22 protein-coding genes and 1 tRNA gene are annotated in these 20,405 nt (G+C 70.2%); 16 read left to right on the top strand and 7 right to left on the bottom strand.

Going from position 1 to position 20,405, the window contains the following annotated elements:
- The first annotated feature begins 77 nt into the window (after window positions 1–77).
- From ACYVF3_RS04095 to ACYVF3_RS04050, 10 genes are all read left to right on the top strand, one after another.
- Window positions 78–941, top strand: a complete 864-nt coding sequence (locus ACYVF3_RS04095; protein WP_461152913.1) for an FAD binding domain-containing protein — start codon at window positions 78–80, stop codon at window positions 939–941.
- On the top strand, window positions 932–1,402 hold the full coding sequence (locus ACYVF3_RS04090) for a (2Fe-2S)-binding protein (RefSeq protein ID WP_461152912.1): 471 nt from the start codon (window positions 932–934) through the stop codon (window positions 1,400–1,402). The genes ACYVF3_RS04095 and ACYVF3_RS04090 overlap by 10 nt, the downstream gene beginning before the upstream one ends.
- Complete coding sequence (locus ACYVF3_RS04085) at window positions 1,395–2,759, top strand: 8-oxoguanine deaminase (protein WP_461152911.1); 1,365 nt, start codon at window positions 1,395–1,397, stop codon at window positions 2,757–2,759. Before ACYVF3_RS04090 ends, ACYVF3_RS04085 begins: the two co-directional genes overlap by 8 nt.
- Window positions 2,760–2,761: 2 nt before the next feature.
- Window positions 2,762–5,068, top strand: a complete 2,307-nt coding sequence (pucD, locus tag ACYVF3_RS04080; protein WP_461152910.1) for a xanthine dehydrogenase subunit D — start codon at window positions 2,762–2,764, stop codon at window positions 5,066–5,068.
- A gap of 66 nt (window positions 5,069–5,134) precedes the next feature.
- Entirely contained in the window at window positions 5,135–5,581 is a 447-nt protein-coding gene (locus ACYVF3_RS04075) for a nucleoside deaminase (RefSeq protein ID WP_461152926.1), read from the top strand.
- 313 nt (window positions 5,582–5,894) lie between these two features.
- Entirely contained in the window at window positions 5,895–7,313 is a 1,419-nt protein-coding gene (locus tag ACYVF3_RS04070; RefSeq protein ID WP_461152909.1) for an NCS2 family permease, read from the top strand.
- Window positions 7,314–7,368: 55 nt separating this feature from the next.
- The gene (locus tag ACYVF3_RS04065) at window positions 7,369–7,947 is read left to right on the top strand and encodes a nucleotidyltransferase family protein (protein ID WP_461152908.1); all 579 of its coding nucleotides are present in this window, start codon (window positions 7,369–7,371) and stop codon (window positions 7,945–7,947) included.
- Between the two features lie 103 nt (window positions 7,948–8,050).
- On the top strand, window positions 8,051–8,353 hold the full coding sequence (locus ACYVF3_RS04060; RefSeq protein WP_145743365.1) for a hypothetical protein: 303 nt from the start codon (window positions 8,051–8,053) through the stop codon (window positions 8,351–8,353).
- A 100-nt stretch (window positions 8,354–8,453) separates the two neighbouring features.
- Window positions 8,454–9,098, top strand: a complete 645-nt coding sequence (locus tag ACYVF3_RS04055; protein ID WP_461152907.1) for a TetR/AcrR family transcriptional regulator — start codon at window positions 8,454–8,456, stop codon at window positions 9,096–9,098.
- Between the two features lie 53 nt (window positions 9,099–9,151).
- The gene (locus tag ACYVF3_RS04050) at window positions 9,152–9,862 is read left to right on the top strand and encodes an MOSC domain-containing protein (RefSeq protein ID WP_461152906.1); all 711 of its coding nucleotides are present in this window, start codon (window positions 9,152–9,154) and stop codon (window positions 9,860–9,862) included.
- A 52-nt stretch (window positions 9,863–9,914) separates the two neighbouring features.
- On the opposite strand, the gene ACYVF3_RS04045 is transcribed toward ACYVF3_RS04050, so the two are convergent.
- Window positions 9,915–10,136, bottom strand: coding sequence for a DUF3618 domain-containing protein (locus tag ACYVF3_RS04045; RefSeq protein ID WP_461152905.1), 222 nt, complete (start codon window positions 10,134–10,136; stop codon window positions 9,915–9,917).
- 147 nt (window positions 10,137–10,283) lie between these two features.
- Here ACYVF3_RS04045 and ACYVF3_RS04040 point away from each other — a divergent pair.
- Window positions 10,284–10,357: transfer RNA gene (locus ACYVF3_RS04040), tRNA-Leu, on the top strand.
- 175 nt (window positions 10,358–10,532) lie between these two features.
- On the opposite strand, the gene ACYVF3_RS04035 is transcribed toward ACYVF3_RS04040, so the two are convergent.
- On the bottom strand, window positions 10,533–11,600 hold the full coding sequence (locus ACYVF3_RS04035) for an ATP-binding protein (protein WP_461152904.1): 1,068 nt from the start codon (window positions 11,598–11,600) through the stop codon (window positions 10,533–10,535).
- Between the two features lie 397 nt (window positions 11,601–11,997).
- On the opposite strand from ACYVF3_RS04035, the gene ACYVF3_RS04030 reads away from it, so the two are divergent.
- Window positions 11,998–12,690, top strand: a complete 693-nt coding sequence (locus ACYVF3_RS04030) for a stage II sporulation protein M (RefSeq protein ID WP_461152903.1) — start codon at window positions 11,998–12,000, stop codon at window positions 12,688–12,690.
- An 80-nt stretch (window positions 12,691–12,770) separates the two neighbouring features.
- Window positions 12,771–13,493: a MerR family transcriptional regulator gene (locus ACYVF3_RS04025; protein ID WP_461152902.1), complete on the top strand. Its 723-nt coding sequence runs from the start codon at window positions 12,771–12,773 to the stop codon at window positions 13,491–13,493.
- Between the two features lie 3 nt (window positions 13,494–13,496).
- Here the strand turns inward: ACYVF3_RS04025 and ACYVF3_RS04020 are convergent, their stop codons facing one another.
- Window positions 13,497–14,162 (bottom strand): DNA alkylation repair protein, encoded by a 666-nt coding sequence (locus ACYVF3_RS04020; protein ID WP_461152901.1) that lies wholly within the window; start codon window positions 14,160–14,162, stop codon window positions 13,497–13,499.
- Window positions 14,163–14,259: 97 nt separating this feature from the next.
- Between ACYVF3_RS04020 and ACYVF3_RS04015 the strand changes: the two genes are divergently transcribed.
- Window positions 14,260–15,432 carry an acyl-CoA dehydrogenase family protein gene (locus ACYVF3_RS04015; protein ID WP_461152900.1) on the top strand — a complete coding sequence of 391 codons (1,173 nt, stop codon included), beginning with the start codon at window positions 14,260–14,262 and terminating at the stop codon, window positions 15,430–15,432.
- A gap of 9 nt (window positions 15,433–15,441) precedes the next feature.
- On the opposite strand, the gene ACYVF3_RS04010 is transcribed toward ACYVF3_RS04015, so the two are convergent.
- The 3 genes from ACYVF3_RS04010 to ACYVF3_RS04000 form a co-directional block, all read right to left on the bottom strand.
- On the bottom strand, window positions 15,442–16,194 hold the full coding sequence (locus ACYVF3_RS04010; protein WP_461152899.1) for an ATP-binding cassette domain-containing protein: 753 nt from the start codon (window positions 16,192–16,194) through the stop codon (window positions 15,442–15,444).
- 54 nt (window positions 16,195–16,248) lie between these two features.
- Window positions 16,249–16,632 (bottom strand): hypothetical protein, encoded by a 384-nt coding sequence (locus ACYVF3_RS04005; RefSeq protein ID WP_461152898.1) that lies wholly within the window; start codon window positions 16,630–16,632, stop codon window positions 16,249–16,251.
- Between the two features lie 76 nt (window positions 16,633–16,708).
- Window positions 16,709–17,182: a hypothetical protein gene (locus tag ACYVF3_RS04000; RefSeq protein WP_461152897.1), complete on the bottom strand. Its 474-nt coding sequence runs from the start codon at window positions 17,180–17,182 to the stop codon at window positions 16,709–16,711.
- Window positions 17,183–17,690: 508 nt separating this feature from the next.
- Here ACYVF3_RS04000 and ACYVF3_RS03995 point away from each other — a divergent pair.
- Both ACYVF3_RS03995 and ACYVF3_RS03990 read left to right on the top strand, forming a co-directional pair.
- The gene (locus ACYVF3_RS03995; protein WP_461152896.1) at window positions 17,691–17,912 is read left to right on the top strand and encodes a hypothetical protein; all 222 of its coding nucleotides are present in this window, start codon (window positions 17,691–17,693) and stop codon (window positions 17,910–17,912) included.
- A gap of 81 nt (window positions 17,913–17,993) precedes the next feature.
- The gene (locus ACYVF3_RS03990; RefSeq protein ID WP_461152895.1) at window positions 17,994–18,641 is read left to right on the top strand and encodes a response regulator; all 648 of its coding nucleotides are present in this window, start codon (window positions 17,994–17,996) and stop codon (window positions 18,639–18,641) included.
- Between the two features lie 96 nt (window positions 18,642–18,737).
- Here the strand turns inward: ACYVF3_RS03990 and ACYVF3_RS03985 are convergent, their stop codons facing one another.
- The gene (locus ACYVF3_RS03985) at window positions 18,738–20,405 is read right to left on the bottom strand and encodes an FAD-binding dehydrogenase (RefSeq protein ID WP_461152894.1); all 1,668 of its coding nucleotides are present in this window, start codon (window positions 20,403–20,405) and stop codon (window positions 18,738–18,740) included.

Genomic DNA, 20,405 nt, shown 5'->3' with positions numbered 1-20,405 from the left:
GCCCGCTAGCCAGCGACTACTCGCCGAATGTGTACTGGGCCACATCAGCGCATGGGCCGGTCGAGAAGGAGTACGACGTGGAATTCCTCCGCCCCGCCAGCTGGCGGGAAGCGCTCGAAGCGAAGGCCGCGCATCCCGACGCGACGCCGATCGCGGGCGGGACCGATGTGATGGTCGAGCTGAACTTCGACCGGCAGCGGCCGGAGCACCTGCTCGACCTCACGAGCGTGCCGGAGCTCGCCGAGTGGGCGCCGGACGGCGACGTGCTGCGCATCGGCGCGGGCGTGCCCTACTCACGGATCATCGAGGAGCTGGGCGAGCGCGTCCCCGGGCTGGCGATGGCCAGCCGCACCGTGGGATCGCCGCAGATCCGCAACCGCGGCACCGTCGGCGGGAACCTCGGCTCCGCCTCCCCTGCCGGTGATGCGCACCCGTCGCTGCTCGCCGCAGGGGCGAGCGTCGTGGCCGAGTCCGTGCGCGGCAGCCGGGTGATCCCGGTCGACGAGTTCTTCGCGGGCCCGAAGCGCAACGTCCTCGATCCCGACGAGCTCATCGCCGCCGTCCGGATCGCACCGGCCGCCGGCCCGCAGCAGTTCTCCAAGGTCGGCACCCGCAACGCGATGGTCATCGCGGTGTGCACGTTCGCGATCTCGCTGGATCCCGCGAGCCGCACCGCCGGCACCGGCATCGGCTCGGCCGCGCCCACCCCGGTCCGGGCTCGGGAGGCCGAGGACTTCCTCGCCGCCGAGCTCGACTGGGACGCCGCGCTGGAGGACGCTGCGGCCCGGCGGTTCGGCGAGCTCGTCGCGCAGGCCTCGTCCCCCATCGACGACGTGCGCGGCAGCGCCCAGTACCGAAAGCACGCCCTGGCCGTGCTGGCACGCCGGACCCTGAGCCGGGCCTGGCACGAACACCGCTCCGGGAGGCAGGAATGCGCCTGAACTTCACCGTCAACGGGCGCCGGCAGGAGGCCGACGACGTCTGGGAGGGCGAGAGCCTGCTGTACGTGCTGCGCGAGCGGCTTGGCCTGCCCGGTTCGAAGAACGCCTGCGAGCAGGGCGAATGCGGTTCGTGCACGGTCTACCTGGACGGCGTCCCGGCCTGTTCGTGCCTGGTCGCGGCGGGTCAGGCCGAGGGGCGCGAGGTGCGCACGGTCGAAGGCCTCGCCGACGAGGAGCAGCTGGACCCCGTGCAGCAGGCGTTCGTCGAGACCGGCGCCGTGCAGTGCGGTTTCTGCACGCCGGGCCTGCTGGTGCAGACCCACGACCTGCTGGAGCGCACGCCGCAGCCGTCGGACGCCGAGATCCGCGAGTCCCTGGCCGGAAACCTGTGCCGCTGCACGGGATACGAGAAGATCATGGACGCGGTCCGGCTCGCCGCTTCGCGGAGGAGTCATGGATGAGGGCCCTCCCGGTGCGGTGATCGAGCGGACCGTCATCGAAGGCGGACCGGTCGTGGCGGTCGATGACGCCGGGACCGAGTTCGCCGAGGGGCACGTGGTCGTCGAGGGCGACCGCATCGTCGCCGTGGGACCGGGATCGGCTCCGCCGCAGGACGGTCCGGTGCACCGGATCGACGCCACCGGATGCCTGGTCACGCCCGGTCTGGTCAACGCGCACCACCACCTCTACCAGTGGGCGACGCGCGGTCAGGCCGTCGACTCGACGCTGTTCGAGTGGCTGACCGCGCTGTACCCGGTGTGGGCGCGGCTGGACGTCGAGACCGCGCACGCCGCGGCCTCGGCGGGACTCGCGCAGCTGGCGCGCTCGGGCTGCACCACGGCTTCCGACCACCACTACGTGTTCCCGCGCGACGGGGGTGACGTGTTCGGCGCGGTGGTCACCGCCGCCGAGCGAATCGGGTTGCGGTTGCACGCGGTTCGCGGCTCGATGGATCGCGGCCGCTCCCAGGGCGGCCTGCCGCCCGACTCCGTCGTCGAGGACCGCGACGCGGCGCTCGCCGGAACGCAGCAGGCCATCGACGCCTTCCACGACCCGGCACCGGGTTCCCGGGTCCGGGTCGCCGTGGGACCGTGCTCGCCGTTCTCGGTGAGCGCGGAGCTCATGCGGGAGGCCGCGGAACTGGCCCGCCGCAACGGGGTTCGGCTGCACACCCACCTCGCCGAGACCACGGCCGAGGAAGAGCAGTGCCGGGCCGAGTTCGGCCGCACCCCGGTGGAGTACGCCGAGGACCTGGGCTGGCTCGGACCGGACGTGTGGCTCGCGCACGGCGTGCACCTGTCGCCGAGCGCGATCGGACGGCTCGCGGCGGCCGGCACGGGTGTCGCGCACTGCCCGAGCTCCAACGGCCGGCTGGGTGCCGGGATCGCGCCCGTGCGAGGACTCCTGAACGCAGGTGCCCCCGTCGGGCTGGGGGTCGACGGGGTCGCCTCCAACGAGTCCGGCGGACTCGGCGAGGAGATGCGCCAGGCCCTGCTGCTCGCCCGCGCCACCGGTGGCCCCCGCGCGCTGTCCGTACGCGACGCGCTGCGGCTGGCCACCCGGGGCGGCGCGCGCTGCCTCGGTCGCGAGGACGAGATCGGCTCGCTGGAGCCGGGCAAGCTCGCCGACATCGCCGTGTGGCGGCTCGGCGGGCTCGACCACACCGGCATCGCCGATCCGGTCGCCGCGCTGGTGCTGGGCCGGTTGCCGCAGGTCGACACGCTGCTGTGCGGCGGAAGAGAAGTGCTCACCGGAGAAGACGTCGTCGAAGAGCTGGACCGGGCGAGCGCCCGGCTGCGCCTGGTGGAGGTGTCGTGACCATGACCAACCGACCGAGTGCTCAGGCACCCACGCGGACGCCGCAGCGGCTCGACGACGCCATCGACGGCGGCATCGGCGAGTCCCCGCTGCGCCCCGACGCCGGGTTGAAGGTGACCGGCGAATTCGCCTACGCCTCCGACCTGTGGGCCGAGGACATGCTGTGGGGCGCGACGCTGCGCAGCCCGCACCCGCACGCCCGCATCCGCTCCATCGACGTCGGTCCCGCGATGGCGATGGCCGGTGTGCACACGGTGCTCACCTCCGAGGACGTGCCGGGCGAGAACATCTACGGCCTCAAGACGGTCGACCAGCCGGTGCTGGCCTCCGATGTGGTGCGCTACGTCGGCGAAGCGGTGGCCCTGGTCGCCGCCGATCACCCGGAGACCGCGCGGCGAGCGCTGGAGCGCATCGTCGTCGACTACGAGGTGCTGACGCCGGTGCTCGACGCCGAGCGCGCCGCGCACGACGCGGACCTGCCGAAGCTGCACCCGGACGGGAACGTGGTGCGCCACCAGCACATCGTCAAGGGAGACCCGGACGCCACCGCCGATGTCGTGGTCTCCGGGGTCTACACCGTCGGCATGCAGGACCAGGCGTTCCTGGGCCCGGAGTCCGGTCTGGCGATCCCCGCCGAGGACGGCGGCGTCGAGCTCTACCTGGCCACCCAGGACCTGCACTCCGACCTGAAGCAGACCGCCCGGGCGCTGGGACTCCCGCCGGAGAAGGTGCGGATGACCATGTCCGGCGTCGGCGGCGCGTTCGGCGGCCGGGAGGACCTGTCGATCCAGGTGCACGTGTGCATGCTCGCGCTGCACGTCGGCAAGCCGGTGAAGATGTACTACAGCCGCGAGGAATCGTTCTACGGCCACGTGCACCGGCACCCGGCGAAGATGTACTACGAGCACGGCGCGACCCGCGACGGGAAGCTGGTGTACGTCAAGGCCGACCAGTACTTCGACGGCGGCGCGTACGCGTCGAAGACCCCCGTCGTGGTGGGCAACGCGACGACGCTGGGCGTCGGTCCGTACGAAGTTCCCAACGTGCGCGTCGACGGGTGGGGGCTCTACACCAACAACCCGCCGTGCGGCGCGATGCGCGGGCTCGGCGCGGTGCAGCCGACCTTCGCCTACGAGTCCCAGATGGACAAGCTCGCGGCCGCGCTCGGCGTGGATCCGGTGGAGCTGCGGGTGCGCAACGCGATCACCCAGGGCGGGACGATCCCCACCGGGCAGGTCGTGGACTCGCCGGCCCCGGTCGCCGAGCTGATGGAACGCGTCCGGGCGCTGCCGATGCCGGCCGAGCGCGACACCACCGACATCCGCGAGCTGCCCGGCGGCGCGTCCAACACCACGCACGGCGAAGGCGTGGTGCGCGGGATCGGCTACGGCGTGACGATCAAGAACATCTGCTACTCCGAAGGCGCGGACGACTTCTCGACGGCGCGGGTGCGACTGCAGCTCATCGGCGGCGAACCGGCCGCCATGGTGCACACCGCCGCGGCCGAGGTCGGTCAGGGCCTGGTGACCGTGCAGCAGCAGATCGCGCGCACCGAGCTGGGCGTGGAGCGGGTGACCATCCACCCCAACGACACCTCGGTCGGCCCGGCCGGTTCCAGCTCCGCGTCGCGGCAGACCTACGTCACCGGAGGTGCGGTGCGGGAGGCCTGCCAGGCCGTGCGTGAGGTGCTGTTCGACCGGGTCACCGAGCGGTTCGGGACCACGGTCGGGTTGTCGCTGCAGGGCGGCAAGGTGGTCGCCGACGACGGCGTGGTCACCGACCTCGCCGAGCTGCTGGGCGACGACGTCATCGAGGAGACCCGCGAGTTCCACCACCGGCAGACCTTCCCGATGGACGCCGACGGGCGCAGCGAGATGGTGCAGGTGCAGCACGCCTTCTCCGCGCACCGCGCCGTCGTCGACGTCGACACCGAGCTGGGGCTGGTCAAGGTCGTGCAGCTGGCCTGCGCGCAGGACGTCGGCAAGGCCGTGAACCCCGAAGCCGTTCTCGGCCAGATCCAGGGCGGCTCGGCGCAGGGCCTCGGCCTGGCGGTGATGGAGGAGGTCCAGGTCAAGGACGGGAAGATCCGCAATCCCTCGTTCACCGACTACCTGATCCCCACCATCCTCGACATGCCGCCGATGGAGATCGACGTCATCGAGCGCGCTGACGACAACGCGCCCTACGGGGTTCGCGGTGTCGGCGAGCCGCCCACCATCTCCACGACCCCGGCCGTCGTCGCGGCCATCCGCGCCGCCACCGGCAAGGACCTCACGCACACCCCGGTCGCTCCCGAGCACATCATCTGAAGCGACGAGAACCATTGGAGTGAAACGATGTCCGTTGACGTCGCAACCCAACAAGAGCACGACTGGATGGCCCGCGCGATCGAGCTGGCCACCACCAGCGTGCACAACGGCGGCGGCCCGTTCGGCGCGGTGATCGTCCGCGACGGCGAGATCGTGGCGACCGGGAACAACCGCGTCACCGCCGACCTCGACCCGACCGCGCATGCCGAGGTCGTGGCCATCCGCAACGCCTGCCGGGAGCTCGACGCGTTCTCGCTGGCCGGCTGCGTGCTGGTGACCTCGTGCGAACCGTGCCCGATGTGCCTGGCCTCGGCGATGTGGGCCAGGGTCGAACGCGTCCTGTTCGCCGCCGACCGCGACGACGCCGCGGCGGCCGGTTTCGACGACCGCGCCTTCTACGACGCGATGGTCGACCCGGCCCAGAACCCGACCGCCATCGCGCGGATCGAGATCCATAACCGGAACGAAGCGTTCGACGCCTGGCGGAACAAGACCGACCGCGTCGACTACTGAACGAGTGTCGTGCGTGCGGACTCCGCAGGTGGGGTGGGGAAGTTTTCATGAAAACTTCCCCACCCCCGACACCCCGGACGGCGCCGGCCCCGAGGGTGAGGCGCGGGGAACGCACCTTCGACTCTGACCGCACGACGAGCGGACGATCCCGCGCACCACACGGCGATGACCGGATCGCCAACCAGAGCGGCCACCCAACAACGGCCCGCCTCAGCTAAAACGCCCCGCACCAGGCATTCGGCGAATTCTCGCCGGGCTCAACCCTGCCCGGAATACCGACGTCCCGGGGGCGCCCACCGGCATGGGAGGACGCATGACCCAGCAATTGACCACCAGGCGAGAAACCGGCCTGGACCGCGTGTTCCGGATCTCCGAGCGCGGCTCCACCTTCTCCCGCGAATTGCGGGGCGGGATCACGACTTTCATCGCGATGGCCTACATCGTGATGCTCAACCCGCTGATCCTCGGTTCCGGGGCCGACATCACCGGCGCGAAGCTCTCGCCCGAGCAGCTCACCACCGCCACCGCCGCCACCGCAGGCGTGATGACCATCGTGATGGGGCTGGTCGGCAACGCCCCGCTGGCCCTGGCCACCGGCCTGGGCGTGAACGCGGTCGTCGCGTTCACCATCGCCCCCACCATGACCTGGGCCCAGGCGTTCGGGCTGGTGGTGCTGGAAGGCGTCGTGATCGTGGCGCTGGCGCTCAGCGGCGTCCGCGAGAAGATCATGAACGCCATCCCGGAACCGCTGAAGATCGCGCTCACCGTCGGCATCGGCCTCTACATCGCGCTGATCGGCCTGGTCAGCGCCGGATTCGTGACCCGCGTCCCCGATGCCCAGGACACGACAGTGCCGGTGCAGATGGGCACCGACGGACACCTCGCGGGGATTCCGATCGTGGTGTTCTGCGTGACCCTGCTGGTGATGATGGGGCTGATGGCCAGGCGCACGCCCGGCGCGATCCTGCTGGGCATCGTGACCGGGACCGTGCTGGCGCTGGTGGCCAACGCGGCGCTGGACATCGCCCCCGACCAGTGGGGCACGGTGGTCCCGGAGGTTCCCGCGCAGCTGGTAGGCACACCGGACTTCGGGCTGTTCGGGCAGGTCGACCTGTTCGGCGGGTTCGCCGCAGCGGGTGGTGTGGCCGCGACGGTCTTCCTGTTCACCCTGGTGCTGTCCGGGTTCTTCGACGCGATGGGCACGATCAACAGCGTGTCCTCGCAGGCCGGGCTGATCGAGGACGGCAAGGTGCAGGGCATGGGCCGGATCCTGGCCGTCGACGGCGTGGCCGCCGCCGCGGGCGGGCTGACCGGTGCCGCGCCGAACACCGTGTTCCTGGAATCGGCCGCCGGTGTCGCCGAAGGCGCCCGCACGGGGCTGGCGAGCATCGTCACCGGTCTGCTGTTCTGCCTGACGCTGCTGTTCACACCGCTGGCGTCGGTCGTCCCGGCGCAGGCCGCCGCACCGGCGCTGGTGGTCGTCGGCGGGTTGATGATGTCGCAGGTCAGGCTGATCCCCTGGGAAGACCCCGAGTACGTGATCCCCGCGTTCCTGACGCTGGCGGTCATCCCGTTCACCTACATGATCACCAACGGCATCGGGGCGGGCCTGATCGCCTTCGCGGTGATCAAGGTGGCGCGCGGCAAGGTGCGGGAGGTCGGCTGGCTGGTCGGGTCGCTGGCGATCGTCTTCGCGGTCTACTTCCTCGTCTCCGGTCTCACCGGGGTCTGAGCCGCCGGCCCGCCGGACGCCCCCGCACGTCCGGCGGGCCAGTACCGTCGACACCGTGACAGCACCAGCAGGAGTCGTCCTCGCCGCAGGCGCCGGGCGCCGCTTCGGGATGCCGAAGGCCTTGGTCGACTACCGGGGGCAGCTCCTGGTCGATCGGACCGCGCAGGTCCTGGCCGACGCCGGGTGCGACCCGGTCCTGGTGGTCCTGGGCGCCGCGGCCGACGAGGTGCGGGAACGCGCCGAGCTCGCGGGCGTCACGACGGTGATCAACCCTGACTGGCCCTCGGGCATGGGTTCCTCGCTGCGGACCGCGCTGGACGCCCTCCAGGGCTCCGACGCCCCTGCCGCGCTGATCCTCCCGGTCGACATGCCGGGCATCGGCCCGGAGGCGGTCCGCCGGGTCGCCGGGCACTCCTCCCCCGACGCGCTCGCCGCCGCCTCGCACGGCGGTCGGCGGAGTCACCCGGTGTTGCTGGGGCGGAACCACTGGACCGGTGCAGCCGCCTCCGCAACAGGTGACGCCGGTGCGCGGGAGTACCTGAAACAACGCGCAGTGACGATGATCTTGTGCGACGACGTATCGGACGGCTTTGATGTCGACCGGCCTGAAGATCTGGAACGACACTCCACGTAGAGTGCCCTGACGACCGAGATGCGCTGTTGAGAGCGGCTGCGCCTAACATCGTCTTCCGGTCAAGAGCTCGAACGCCCGAGCAAAGTGGAGAGCGGAGGCATTCATGGCTGGCGGTCATATCACCGCGAACTACGTACCCCAGGGCGAAGACTGGCAGATCACCGTCACCAACGGTGACGACCAGAAGACCGCGCGTGCCCCCGGCCTGATCGCCGCCAGGGACCAGGCGGATCAGCTGATCGAGCAGATCTCCCCCGGCAAGTCCGGCCGTGTGGTCATCCACCTCCTGGACGGTGACGGCTTCGCCTTCACCACCGCCTACCTGCAGGCCAGGCACGGCCTGTCGGACGAGGCCACCGAGCGCGCGGCGCGCGCGGCCGTGGCCAACGCACCTGCCGCTACCTGAGGCCGGGTTCCCGGCCGGGAATCCCCTGGTCGGTGACTCTTCGCGACCCACCGATCGCGTGCGCGGGGGACCCGTGGCCGGGGACCTTAGGATGGCGTTCGTGAACGCGCCGACCAGTAGTGCACCCCAGGAGGAAGCAGCGGTGGCCAGCCTCGAACCGAGCCGGCCGCCCGCCGGCCGGGGACGCCCGCGGGACGCCTCCCGCGATGCCGCGTTGCGCCAGGCCGCGATGGAAGTCCTGGCGCAGGTCGGCTACCGAGCGTTGACCATGGACGCGGTGGCCGCCCACGCCCGCGCAGGCAAGGCCACGATCTACCGCCGCTGGGACTCCAAGCTCGACCTGGTCATCGACACCTGCAACGAGCTCGTCCAGCGCCGCATCCCCGAGCCCGACCTGGGTTCGGTGGCCGCCGACCTCGGCGAGTTCCTGCGCTCCTTCGCCACGCTGCTGACCGGCCCGGTCGGCAAGGCCGCGCAAGCGCTGGTCGGCGAGCTGCCGCACGAGCCCGAGCTGGCGCTGAAGTTCCGCGAGTCCTTCCTGCTGCCGCAGCGCGACGTGCTGCGGCGGATCATGGAGCGCGGTGTGCAGCGCGGCGAGATCAGCCCGGACGCCCCGATCGACACGGTCGGCGAGCTGGCCGGTGCGGGCCTGATCTACCGGCTGATGCTCGCCGACGAGCCGCTGGACACCACCTTCGTCGACCGGCTGCTCAACGAGGGCCTGCTGCCGCTGTTGCGGCGTTGATCGGCCGTTCGCGGCGCTAGGGTGGGCTCACCTGGCAGAACGGAGGTCGGCTCGTGCCCGAGGTTCTCAGGCTCAACCGCTGGCCGGTGAAGTCGCTGCGCGGCGAGCAGCTCTCCGCGGCCCGCTTCGACGAGCGCGGTGTGGCGGGCGATCGCGCCTTCGCGCTGCTCGACGAGCGCCCGAACCGCGCGGGCAACGTCCTCACCGTCCGACAGAACCAGACCCTGCTGTCCTGGTCGGCCGGCTACGGCGACCTGCCCGAGCCGTCCGGGACGCCGACCCTCCACGGCCCGGGCGAGCAGAGCTTCTCCTGGGATCAGCCCGAACTGGCGGACGTGCTCTCGGAGTCGCTGGAGATCCCGGTGGGCCTGCGCGCGGCCGACGGCCAGCAGGACCGCGGCCCGACCGTGCTGGTCACCTTCGAGTCGTCGCTGCGCGGGCTGGGCGAGGAGATGGGCGCGGAGGTGGACCTGCGCCGCTTCCGCACGAACCTGCACGTCGAGTCGGATCTGCCCGCGTTCGCCGAGCAGGACTGGGAACCGGGCTCCACGATCACCGCGGGCGAGGTGGAGCTGGCCGTGACGGGCGAGAACGCGGGGCCGTGCATCCGCTGCGCGGTGCCCAGCTGGGACGCCGAGGGGCGCGAGCGCTGGCGGGAGTTGCAAACTCACCTGATCCAGCGACACGAGAACAAGTTCGGCGTGATCATGCGGGTGTCCCGGCCGGGCACGATCGGCGTGGGCGACGCGGTCGGCGCGGGGTGAGTCGGTTCCGGTGTTCTGGGGCCAGGTCCGAGACCCCAGAACAACCGGCACCTCACTTGAACAGCTTGCGCGCGACCACCAAGGTGACCACCGCACCGACCCCGATGAGCGCGTAGCGCACCTTGGGGTCGTTCAGCTTCTCCAGCACGCTGGCCTTGCCGGCGTCGACGAACCGCTGCGGGTTCGCCTGCACGCTCAGCCTGTCCAGCGTGTCGGCCAGCGCGTCACGCGCCTGTTCGATGTCACGCTCGATGGCATCTTGATCACGGGCCACGTGTCCTCCTCACGTTCACCTGGCTGCCCACACCGTAGTTCACCGAAGAACTCGCGCCGCACCAGCCGCGCCCATGTCGCCTGCTCGGGTCTCATCGGCCGCCCGAAGAACAAGATCGACGCCCGCGCTACGCTGGGTCCGCACCGAGGGGCCGTAGCCCAATTGGCAGAGGCACTAGGTTTAGGTCCTAGACAGTGAGGGTTCGAGTCCCTCCGGCCCCACTCACCCGTCCCGGCGCTGACCAGCCCTTTCGGGCTGGTACCGGGCCCTGGTCTGTGGGGTGGGGAAGTTTTCATGAAAACTTCCCCACCCCACTCACCAACCTCCCCGGACATCACAACTGAATCGGGGAGAGGTCTCCCCCGAGCCGCTCCACGACGAGGGCGCCTGGAGACGTCAGGGAGCGAGGTGGCCCAGGGCGATGACGTTGACGCCGTCTTCCCGGGTGTAGCTCGCGGTTCCAGCCGTGAGGACGTTCAGCGATGCGAGCTGGTCGGCTCGTTGCTCGGACACCTTCGCGGCGAGCGAACGAAGATTCGTCGCCGCCATGTCGATGTTCTTGCTCCCGCCGACCTTCACCTCGAAGGCCGCCCAACGGCCGTCGTTCAGCTCGACGATGGCATCGATCTCGAGGCCGTTCTCGTCCCGGTAGTGGTAGACGGTTCCGCCGGAAGGCTGCGACAGGACGCGCAAATCCCGGATGCACAACGACTCGAACAGCAACCCGAACGTGTTGAGGTCGTCGAGGAGTGCGCTCGGGCCCGCCCCGAGCGCAGCGGCAGCGAGCGACGGATCGACGAAGTGCCACTTGGGCTGAGCGCGCAATCGAACCTTCGACCTGAGATGCGGGGCCCAGGCCTGCTGTTCCTCCACCACGAACACCCGGGCCAACGCGTCGAGGTAACGACGTGCCGTCTGGGCCGACACCTCGGACCCGGACACCCCGATCTCGGCTTCCCTGCTGAGCTTGGCGATGGAGATCTCAGTCGAGGTGTTGCGAGCCAGAGCCCGGATCAAGGCCCGCACACGCAGCGGATCAGCGCGGATCTCGACCCCCGGGAGATCAACGCGCGCGATGTCGTCCAGGTAGCTGTCCAGGTAGTCCTGGGGCGAGCGGTTCGGCTGAGCCACCAGCGACGGCCACCCACCTCGGACCAGCACGGACGCGTACTCCTCAACCGTCGGCCCTCCGATTCCCGCGACAACACCACCGGAGAAGAGCTCGGCGAAGCTGATGGCCCCGATGGATTCCCCGCTCTCCTCCAGCGTCATGGGGCGGAGCGTGATCCTGCGGAAGCGGCCCGCGCCGCTGTGCCTGGTGATGTCGTCAGGTGGGGTCGCTGAGCCGGTCAGGACGAACTGTCCGGGAGCCGAGCGCAGATCGACCTCGTGCCGCACGGCGTTCCACAAGGTGGGCGCGAGCTGCCACTCGTCGATGAGCCTCGGGATATCGCCGGTCAGCACGGCACCAGGTGAGACCTCCGCGATCGACGGCAGTTGGGGGTCGGAGTCAGCCGGATGGAGCTGTTGGCGACCTGCAAGCCGGTTGTCGTCTTACCGGTCGCCCGTGGCCCCTGGATGATCACGGCGCCGAACGTGCCCAACGACGCACGAACAAGATCGTCTACAGATCGGTGCCGATAGGTGTTCACCAGCGCATTATAACTTCTGCGGGCGATTCACTATCGTGTTTGCGGGTTTCTGAGTATCACTTCTGCGGGTTTCTGAGTATCGCGTTTGCGGGTTCGGAGGCCTCGGCGGCGGTCCGGGCGCGGTGGGCCGGGCGGGTGACTTGACCCTGCCCTTGGGGCACGGTCTGCACTGGTGTCGAGCACCGGCCATGACCCCAGAGGAGCGCTCGATGACCACCACCCCAGACCACCGGACCACGTCCGGGTCGCTCGACACCGACGAGTTCCCCCGCCTCGAGCGGCGGAAGCGGTTCCTGCGCGAACCGTTCCGGATCATCCGGGCGAACCTCGGTGCGTACCTGGCCATCAACGCGCTCGTCTACGGCCTGTTCCTCATCGGCATGGGGACGGGTCTGCTGTTCCCCGAGATGACCGCCGCGCGCACCAACACCCTGACGCAGGACGGAACGGCCGAGCTGGTCAACATGGTGCTCGGCAACATGTGGCTGTTCAGCTTGACGATCTTCCTGGTCAACACGATCACGGTGGGGATCGTGAAGATCCTGCTGCCCTCGGTGGTCGTGCCCTTCGCGGGCATCGCCGTGTACGCGTACTGGGCGTTCATCACCGGTGTGACGCTCGCGCCGGTCAGCGAGGTCACGGCGAAGACCATGATCCCGCACTCGCTGACCGTCGTCATCGAGTTCCAGGCCTACGCCGTGCTCCTGCTCGGGGCCTACCTGATCGGGCGGGCGTGGCTGCGTCCGGCGAGCGTCGGTGCGGGAAACCGCCGCCAGGGCTACGTCCGCGGGCTGAAGCAGTTCGGGTGGCTGACGCTGCCGGCGCTGGTGCTGTTCGTCATCGGCGCGATCTACGAGGCCTTCGAGATCATCCACCTGGTTCCCCTGCTGCTCGCGCCCTGATCGCGCGTTCCGGCCGGGGTGAGCTGCCCCGGCCCGGGCCAAGTGGCAGTCTCGGGTGGACGAGGATCGAGGAGCGGGCGATGGCGTGGAGCACTCGTGAGATCGCCGATCTCACGAACACGACGGTGAAGGCCGTCCGGCACTACCACGAGATCGGGCTCCTCGACGTGCCCGATCGCACGTCCAACGGCTACAAGCAGTACGGGGTGTCGCACCTGATCCGGCTGGTGCGGATCAAGCGGTTGAGCGATCTGGGGCTTCCGCTGTCGCAGATCGCCCCGCTGCTGCGCGACGACGCCGACCCCGATGAGGCCGTCCGGCTGCTCGACACCGAGCTGGAGGAGACGATCGACCGGCTGACGCGGATCCGGTCGGAACTGGCGGTGATCCGGCGGCACGGCGCGCGACCGGACGTGCCGACCGAGTTCGCCCCTGTCTCCGGGGATTTCACCGACACGCAGCGGTCGATGCTGGCGGTCTACTCGACGATCTTCAGCGAGGCGGACCTGGCGGAGTTCCGCGAGATGCTGTCGGAGCCGGAGGAGACGGACATGGAGTTCGAGCTCCTGCCCGCGGATGCCGACGACGCCGAGATCGACCGGCTCGCCGAGCGCATGGCACCGGTGGTCCGCAGGAACCAGCAGCGGCATCCGCGCTTGGTGAATCCCGCGGCGAACTCACCGCGAGGCAAGGAGTTCGCCGAGAGCACGATGGCCCACGCGGTGGTCGAGCTCTACAACTGGGCGCAGATCACCGTCCTGCAGCGGGTCCACGCGATCCTGGAGCAGGACGGCGCGGAGTGACGCTCAGCTCGCGCGGCGGACCATCTCGGCGATCCAGGTCGGTGCGTACGGCGAGGTGCAGCCGGGCGACGTCGGGTAGTCCTCCAGCACGCGCAGGCGTTCACCGATGCCGATCGCGCGCGAGCGGTGCTCGGGGTGGTGGATCCCGATCTGCGCCAGGCACGTGTTCATCGCCCACTGCAGGCGGTCCGGCGCGTCCTTCATCTCCGCCTCGATGACGTCGAGCAGACCCGCCAGGTCGAGGCCGTCCGGCTTCTTCGTCACGCGTTCGGCGGTCAGCGCCCACCCCGCGCTCGCGACCACCGGGTCCGGGTCGGCGCTCCACGCCGTGCGCAGCTCCTCGGCGTGCGTGTTCTTCTTGACCACGTAGTTGACGAGCCAGTCGTGGACCTTGGGCCGGCAGGCTTCGCGCAGCATGGTGTCCAGCTCGTCGCGGTCGAAGGCCTTCGGGCGGCAGATCAGCAGCGCCAGCAGCCTCGCGGCCGTGTCACCGGTCGCCCACAGCTCGCGCGCGAGTTCCTGCTGCGTCTTGAGCTGCTTGGCCAACGCGCGCAGCTTCCCGAGGTTCACGCCGTGATCGTCGCCGTGCTTCTCGTTCACCGCGCGAGCCTTGGGATCTTCGAGGGCGGCCAGCTCGGCCATCACCTCGGTCACGGTCGTCCCGGCCATGTCCGCCTCCTGCTCGTCGTCACCAACGACCGTACTGCGCTGGCCGGACTCATCTAGGTTGGTCCGGGTGCCGACCGCGGATCGAGGAGGAGCGCACATGGGGGACCTGCACATCAGCCCGGAGCTTCCGGCGGTGCTGGAGCGCGTCGACGCGCTCGGCGAGCTGATGAACGCGAGCGCGGAGGCGGCCGACGAGCGCGGGAGCCTGAACGAGGACGTCGCGCGAGGCCTGCTGGACACGGGCGCGGTCCGCGCCTCCCTGCCCGCCTGCCTCGGCGGCTTCGAATTCGCTCCCCGTCAGCTGACGGCGATGAGCGAGCGGATCAGCTATCACGACGCCGCCGCCGGCTGGACGATGATGGCCCTGCAGCACATCACCGGCACCACCGCCGCCTACCTCGACTCCAGCGCGGCGGACGCGCTGTTCCCCGACGTCCCCGGTGGCGATCACGCCCTGCTGGCCGGGCACGGCACCCGGCCGGGCAAGGCGGTCCCGGTCGACGGCGGGTTCCTGGTGAGCGGGAGCTGGCAGTTCGCCTCGGGAATGGCGCTGGCCAGCCACGTGCACAGCCTGATCCTGGTGGAGGGCAGCGGCGAGGGCCGGGTGCTGGCGATGCCGAAGGAGCAGGTCGAGCTGGTCGACAACTGGGACGTGCTCGGCCTGCGCGCCACGACCAGCATCGACTACCACTGCACCGACGTGTTCGTGCCGCGCGAGAACACCTACCTCGCGACGACGAGCACGCCCGCCCACGGCGGCGCGATGTACCGCGTCGGCCTGGTCAACATGGCCGCGATCGGTCACACGGGCTGGGCGCTCGGCGTCGGTCGACGGCTGCTCGACGAGCTGAAGTCGGTGGCGGCGGCCAAGTTCGGCGCGCGCGGCGCAGCGGTCGACACCGCGCAGTTCCACGCCGAGTACGCGTCGGCCGAAGCCGCGCTGCGCTCGGCGCGCTCTTGGGCGGAGCACGTCTGGGCGGACGTCGAGAACACCTTGGCGGCGGGCGACCCGCAGACCACCGAGCAGGACACGCTGATCCGGCTGGCGCTCGGCAACGCCACCCGGAGCGCCCAGGAGGTCGGCAGGACCGTGCACCGGTGGGCGGGAACAGCGGCGATCCGCCGGGGACCGATCGAGCGGTTCCTGCGCGACCTCGGAACCGGTTCCCAGCACATCACTTCCAGCCCGGTGGTCCTGCAGAACTGCGGGAAGTGGCTCAGCGGGGCACAACCGCACGCCCGCTGGGAATTCCTCGACCTCGTGGAGTGATGCGGCGCGTCACCGGCCGAGCGGGTTGAAGAACCCGCGCAGGTAGGGGTCGTCGAGCGCGCGCATCTCGTCCGGCGTCCCGGCGGCGGTGATCCGGCCTTCGCGCAGGAACACCATCTCGTCGGCGATGTCGAGGTCGATGAGGTGGTTGACGTCGTGGCTGATGGCGAGCACGGCGGTGCCCGCTTCAGCGCACTTGCGCAGGTTCGCCCACACCGCGCGGGCGGTGGCGGTGTCGAGCGACGCGGTCGGCTCGTCCACGACCAGCAGCGCGGGCGCGGGGATCAGCGCAGCGGCGAGCGCGGCGCGCTGGACCTGCCCGCTGGAGTGCTGGCCCGGCAGCAGGTGCCGCACGTCGTCCGGGTACAGGGCGGACGCGCACGCCTCCTCGACGCTGAGCACCCCGCGCAGCTCGTGCGTCTTGCGCAGCTGCGACGCCACGTCGGCCTCCGCGTGGAAGGCCGCGAGCCCGGATTGCGGCAGGTAGCCGACGGTGTTCACGCGCAACCGCCGCCACTCCCGCTCGCCGGTCACGGGCACCCCGTTGACGAGCACGTCTCCCCTGCTGCTCGCGACCGCAGGCAGGTGACCGGTCAGCGCCGCCGCGAGCATGGACTTCCCGCAACCCGACTCGCCGAGCAGCGCCGTGACCCGGCCCGCGGGCACGGCCAGGTCCACGGACTCGATCACCGTCTCGCTCCACCGGCCGGTGTCGACGTGCACGGTCAACCCCCGCGCCTCAGCCACCCTCTCGTCAGCCACACGGCCTCCTCACCATCGTCACTCCGGTCCGGATCTTGCCGCTGCGTCCTCACGTCAGCTGGGGCTGACTCGTTGTTGGATGCGCTCGAAGATGTCCGAGTCGGTTTCGCGCTGCCATTCGGGCATGTCGGCCCAGTCCGCGACGTAGGCGGGCTTGGGGTCTGCGAAGTGCCGGAAGATCTGGCCCGTCCAGCACAAGGCCACGAAACGGCCCTTCTGCTCGCGGGTGAGTTTCGAGGCGCTGCCTTCCGTCGCCTGGATGAAGTCTTGAACCTGCTGGTAGACGGCCGATGCGCTGGCACGTTCCCAGTCGGGCGTTTCCTCCCACGGCGCGACGTAGCCGGGCTTGGGCTCGCCGGGGTAGTGCGCGTTCACGCCGGCGATCCACGCCTCGCGGAAGATCCGCCCCTTCTCCTCGGACACTGAACCTCTCCTCATCGGACGTCCTTCAGTCGGTGAACCCGCCTCGATCCTGCCGTCCGGGGTGGCCTGCCGTCACGGATTTCGATCGGTGTCAGTCGCGGGCGGCACCGTTCGGCCAGATCCTCGTCACGGGCAGGTCCCGGTCGCGGGCGACCCGCACGACGTCAGCCGTTCCACCGTAGCCGCGGGCCGGTTCGCCGTCCCAGACGGCGACGAGCCGGTCGGCGCGGTCGAGCATTTCGAGACTCCCGGCCATGTGGGACTTCTCAGTGGATTCGACGTGATCGAGTCGCACGACCTCCGAGGCACGACCCAGGAGCGCGTCGTAGATCGGGTGGTGCTCTTCGGGCAACCCATCGCGGTACATGGCCGCCGGGACGACGGCGATCAGGTCCCCACCGTGATCGAGCACGGCCTGCGCGAAGAGGCTGTCAGCACCATCGGCCAGACAGCTCACGCCGACGAGTCCCGGCGTGCCCGCCACCTCCTCCCGGAGTGCCACCTCAACGAGCTGTTCGACCTCCGCCGAAAGCCCCCGATGCCCCGTGATCGCGAGTCTGGTCACGGTGAACCTCCTGCGTTCAGCGCATTCAACATGCGGTCCAGTTCGCCGATCTCCCGGCTGTTCCTGGGCAACCGGGAGCGCAGGACCTGAGCGCTGGAGATGATGGCTGAGGCGCTGGCGCGCAGCGCGCAATGCGTCATTGAGCTCCGGCACGTCAACTCCTCAGCTCAGCGATCACTCACGGTATCTGCACCATCACCGAACGAAAGCCGAAGTCTCCCTGAAGTCTCCCCTTGCGCTCCCCCGATCCTCCCTCCCGCAGGAAGCGGTAACCGGCCAAGCTCGCTGTGCCGAAGGAGAGAGGAGAGCACGGAATGCACATCTGCTCGGAGGGCCGCCCACCGGAACGCGGTTGGTTCTGGGGGCCGGAGTACGGCACTCAGCATGTCAGACATGGCGTGGCTGCTGCCGACCTACCGTCCTGCTACCGCCTGGTGGCCGGTGCGCCGGTGTTCGAAGCACCACGAGCGGGGCAACGGTGACAGCGGACCTGCGCAGGCTGGGAGCCATGACACGAGGAGTGATCATGTCGCTCGGGCTCGCCGTGGACGACTTGGAAGTCGGCCACTACGGGACCGAGGACCGCGAGCGATTGGCGTCCTATCTGGACAACCTGGCGCTCGCCTTGCGCAGCCACGATTCCGGCCGGGTGGTGGACGGGGAACGGGTGGCCGCTGATCAACGCGGTTCTGGGCGGAGCTGCGCGCACGGGTTGCCGGGTTCTTGGTGAAGGTGGGCGCGGGCTCGGGGTCGGGGTCGGGCGGTATACCGTGGGACGGCGGGTTTCGTCGAGGTTTGGGTGTGGTGTTCGGTGAGCGTCAAGGTCGTTCTGGTCGATGACGAGGACCTGGTGCGGTCCGGGATCAGGATGATCCTGGAGGCCGATCCGGAGATCGAGGTGGTGGCCGAGGCCGCCAACGGTGCGCCGGTCGTGGAGCTGGTGTCCCGGTTCGCGCCGCACGTGGTGCTCACCGACATCCAGATGCCCGGCGTCGGTGGGCTGGAGGTGACCAAGCGGCTGGCCGCGCTGCCCGATCCGCCCGCGGTGGGCGTGCTGACGACCTTCGACGTGGACGAGTACGTGCACGAAGCGCTGCAGAACGGGGCGGCCGGATTCCTGCTCAAGGACACCCGGCCGCACGAGCTGGTCGCCGCCGTGCACACCCTCGCCGGTGGTGAGGCGATGCTCTCACCGCGGATCACCCGGAAGCTCTTGACCACCTTCTCCTCCGGGGGCGGTGCGGCTCAATCCGCGAAGTCCAAGATGGACCAGCTGACCGCCCGCGAGCGCGAGGTGGCGGTGGCCGTCGCGCAGGGTTCCAGCAACGCCGAGATCGCCGCCGACCTGTACATGAGCCAGTCGACCGTCAAGGTCCACATCGGACGGATCATGCAGAAGCTGGACGCCGTCAACCGGACTCAGGTCGCCATCGTCACCCACGACGCCGGTCTCGCCTAGGGCTGGGGAAGTTTTCATGAAAACTTCCCCACCCCCACCCACACGACATGCACCAGGTTCCGCCACCCGCACGCCACGCAGAACACTCCCCGCACTTCAGAGCGCTGCGGCGATGGCCCTTCCTGCGGCGCGGCCGGAGAACAAGCAGCCGCCGAGGAACGTGCCCTCCAGCGCGTTGTAGCCGTGCACGCCTCCGCCGCCGAACCCGGCCGCCTCGCCCGCGGCGAACAGACCCGGGATGGCCTGGCCGTCGGCGCCGAGGGCCTGCGAGGACAGGTCGGTCTGGATGCCGCCGAGCGATTTGCGGGTCAGCACGTGCAGCTTGACACCGATGAGCGGACCGGCCTTCGGGTCGAGCACCCGGTGCGGCGAGGAGACGCGCGTGAGCTTGTCACCGCGGTAGCGGCGCGCGTTGTGGATGAGCTGCGCTTGGGCGTCCTTGCTGAACGGGTTGGTCATCTCGCGGTCGCGCGCGACGATCTGCCGCTCGACCTCGGCGGCGTCCAGCAGCGGCGTCTCGGTCAGCGCGTTCATCTTCGCGACGAGGTCCCCGAGCGCGTCCGCCACGACGAAGTCCGCACCGCGCTGCTTGAACGCCTCGACCGGCCCCGGCGCACCCTTGCCGAGCCGCGTCTTCGCCAGCAGCTTCAGGTCGTGGTTGGTGATGTCGGGGTTCTGCTCCGATCCCGACAGCGCGAACTCCTTCTCGATCATCTTCTGCGTGACGATGAACCAGGAGTGGTCGTACTGCGCGATGTCGGGCGTGGTCCGCAGGTGCTTGAGGGTGCCGAGCGTGTCGCAGCCGGGCAGGAACGGCGCGGGCAGCAGCCTGCCCAGCGCGTCGAACCAGAGCGGCGACGGGCCCGGCAGGATCCGGATCGCGTGCTTCGGCCAGACCGGGTCCCAGTTCTGGATCCCCTCGACGTAGTGCCACATCCGGTCGCGGTTGACCAGCCGGGCCCCGGCGTCCTGCGCGATCCCGATGCCCCGGCCGTCGACGTACTCGGGGACGCCGGTGATCATCTCGCGCGGCGGGCGGCCCAGCCGCTCGGGCCAGAACTCGCGCACCAGGTCGTGGTTGCCGCCGATGCCACCGGTCGACACGACGACCGCCTGCGCGCGCAGCTCGAACTCACCGGCCGCGTCGCGGTGGGACGCCGCACCCCGCTCCCCCTCGTCGGGGCCCAGGACGGTGCCTCGAACGCCCACGACCGCGCCGCCTTCGACGATCAGCTCGTCCACCTGGTGGCGGTGGCGGAAGGTGACCAGGCCGCGCTTGGCCCCCTCGATCGCGGCCTCGACGAACGGCCCGACCACACCGGTGCCCGTGCCCCACGCGACGTGGAAGCGGGGCACCGAGTTGCCGTGGCCGGTCGCGCGACCGTCACCTCGCTCCGCCCAGCCGACCATGGGGGTGAACCGGATTCCGTTGCCGCGCAGCCAGTCGCGCTTCTCGCCGGCGGCCCACTCGACGTACGCGCGCCCCCAGCGGGAGGCCCAGCTGTCCTCGTCGGCCAGGCGGTCCCAGCCGGCGCTGCCGAGCCAGTCCTGCCAGGCGAGGTCGAAGGAGTCCTTCACGCCGAGCCGGCGCTGCTCGGGGGTGTCGACCAGGAAGATCCCGCCGAACGACCACCACGCCTGGCCACCGAGGTTGGCCGCGTTCTCCTGGTCGACCACGGTGACCTTCTTGCCTGCGGCGACCAGCTCGGCCGTGGCGACCAGGCCGGCGAGGCCCGCACCCACGACGATGGCATCAGAATCCAT

The organism is Saccharopolyspora tripterygii (assembly GCF_054778355.1).
This window is presented reverse-complemented; position numbering and strand designations above follow the sequence as displayed.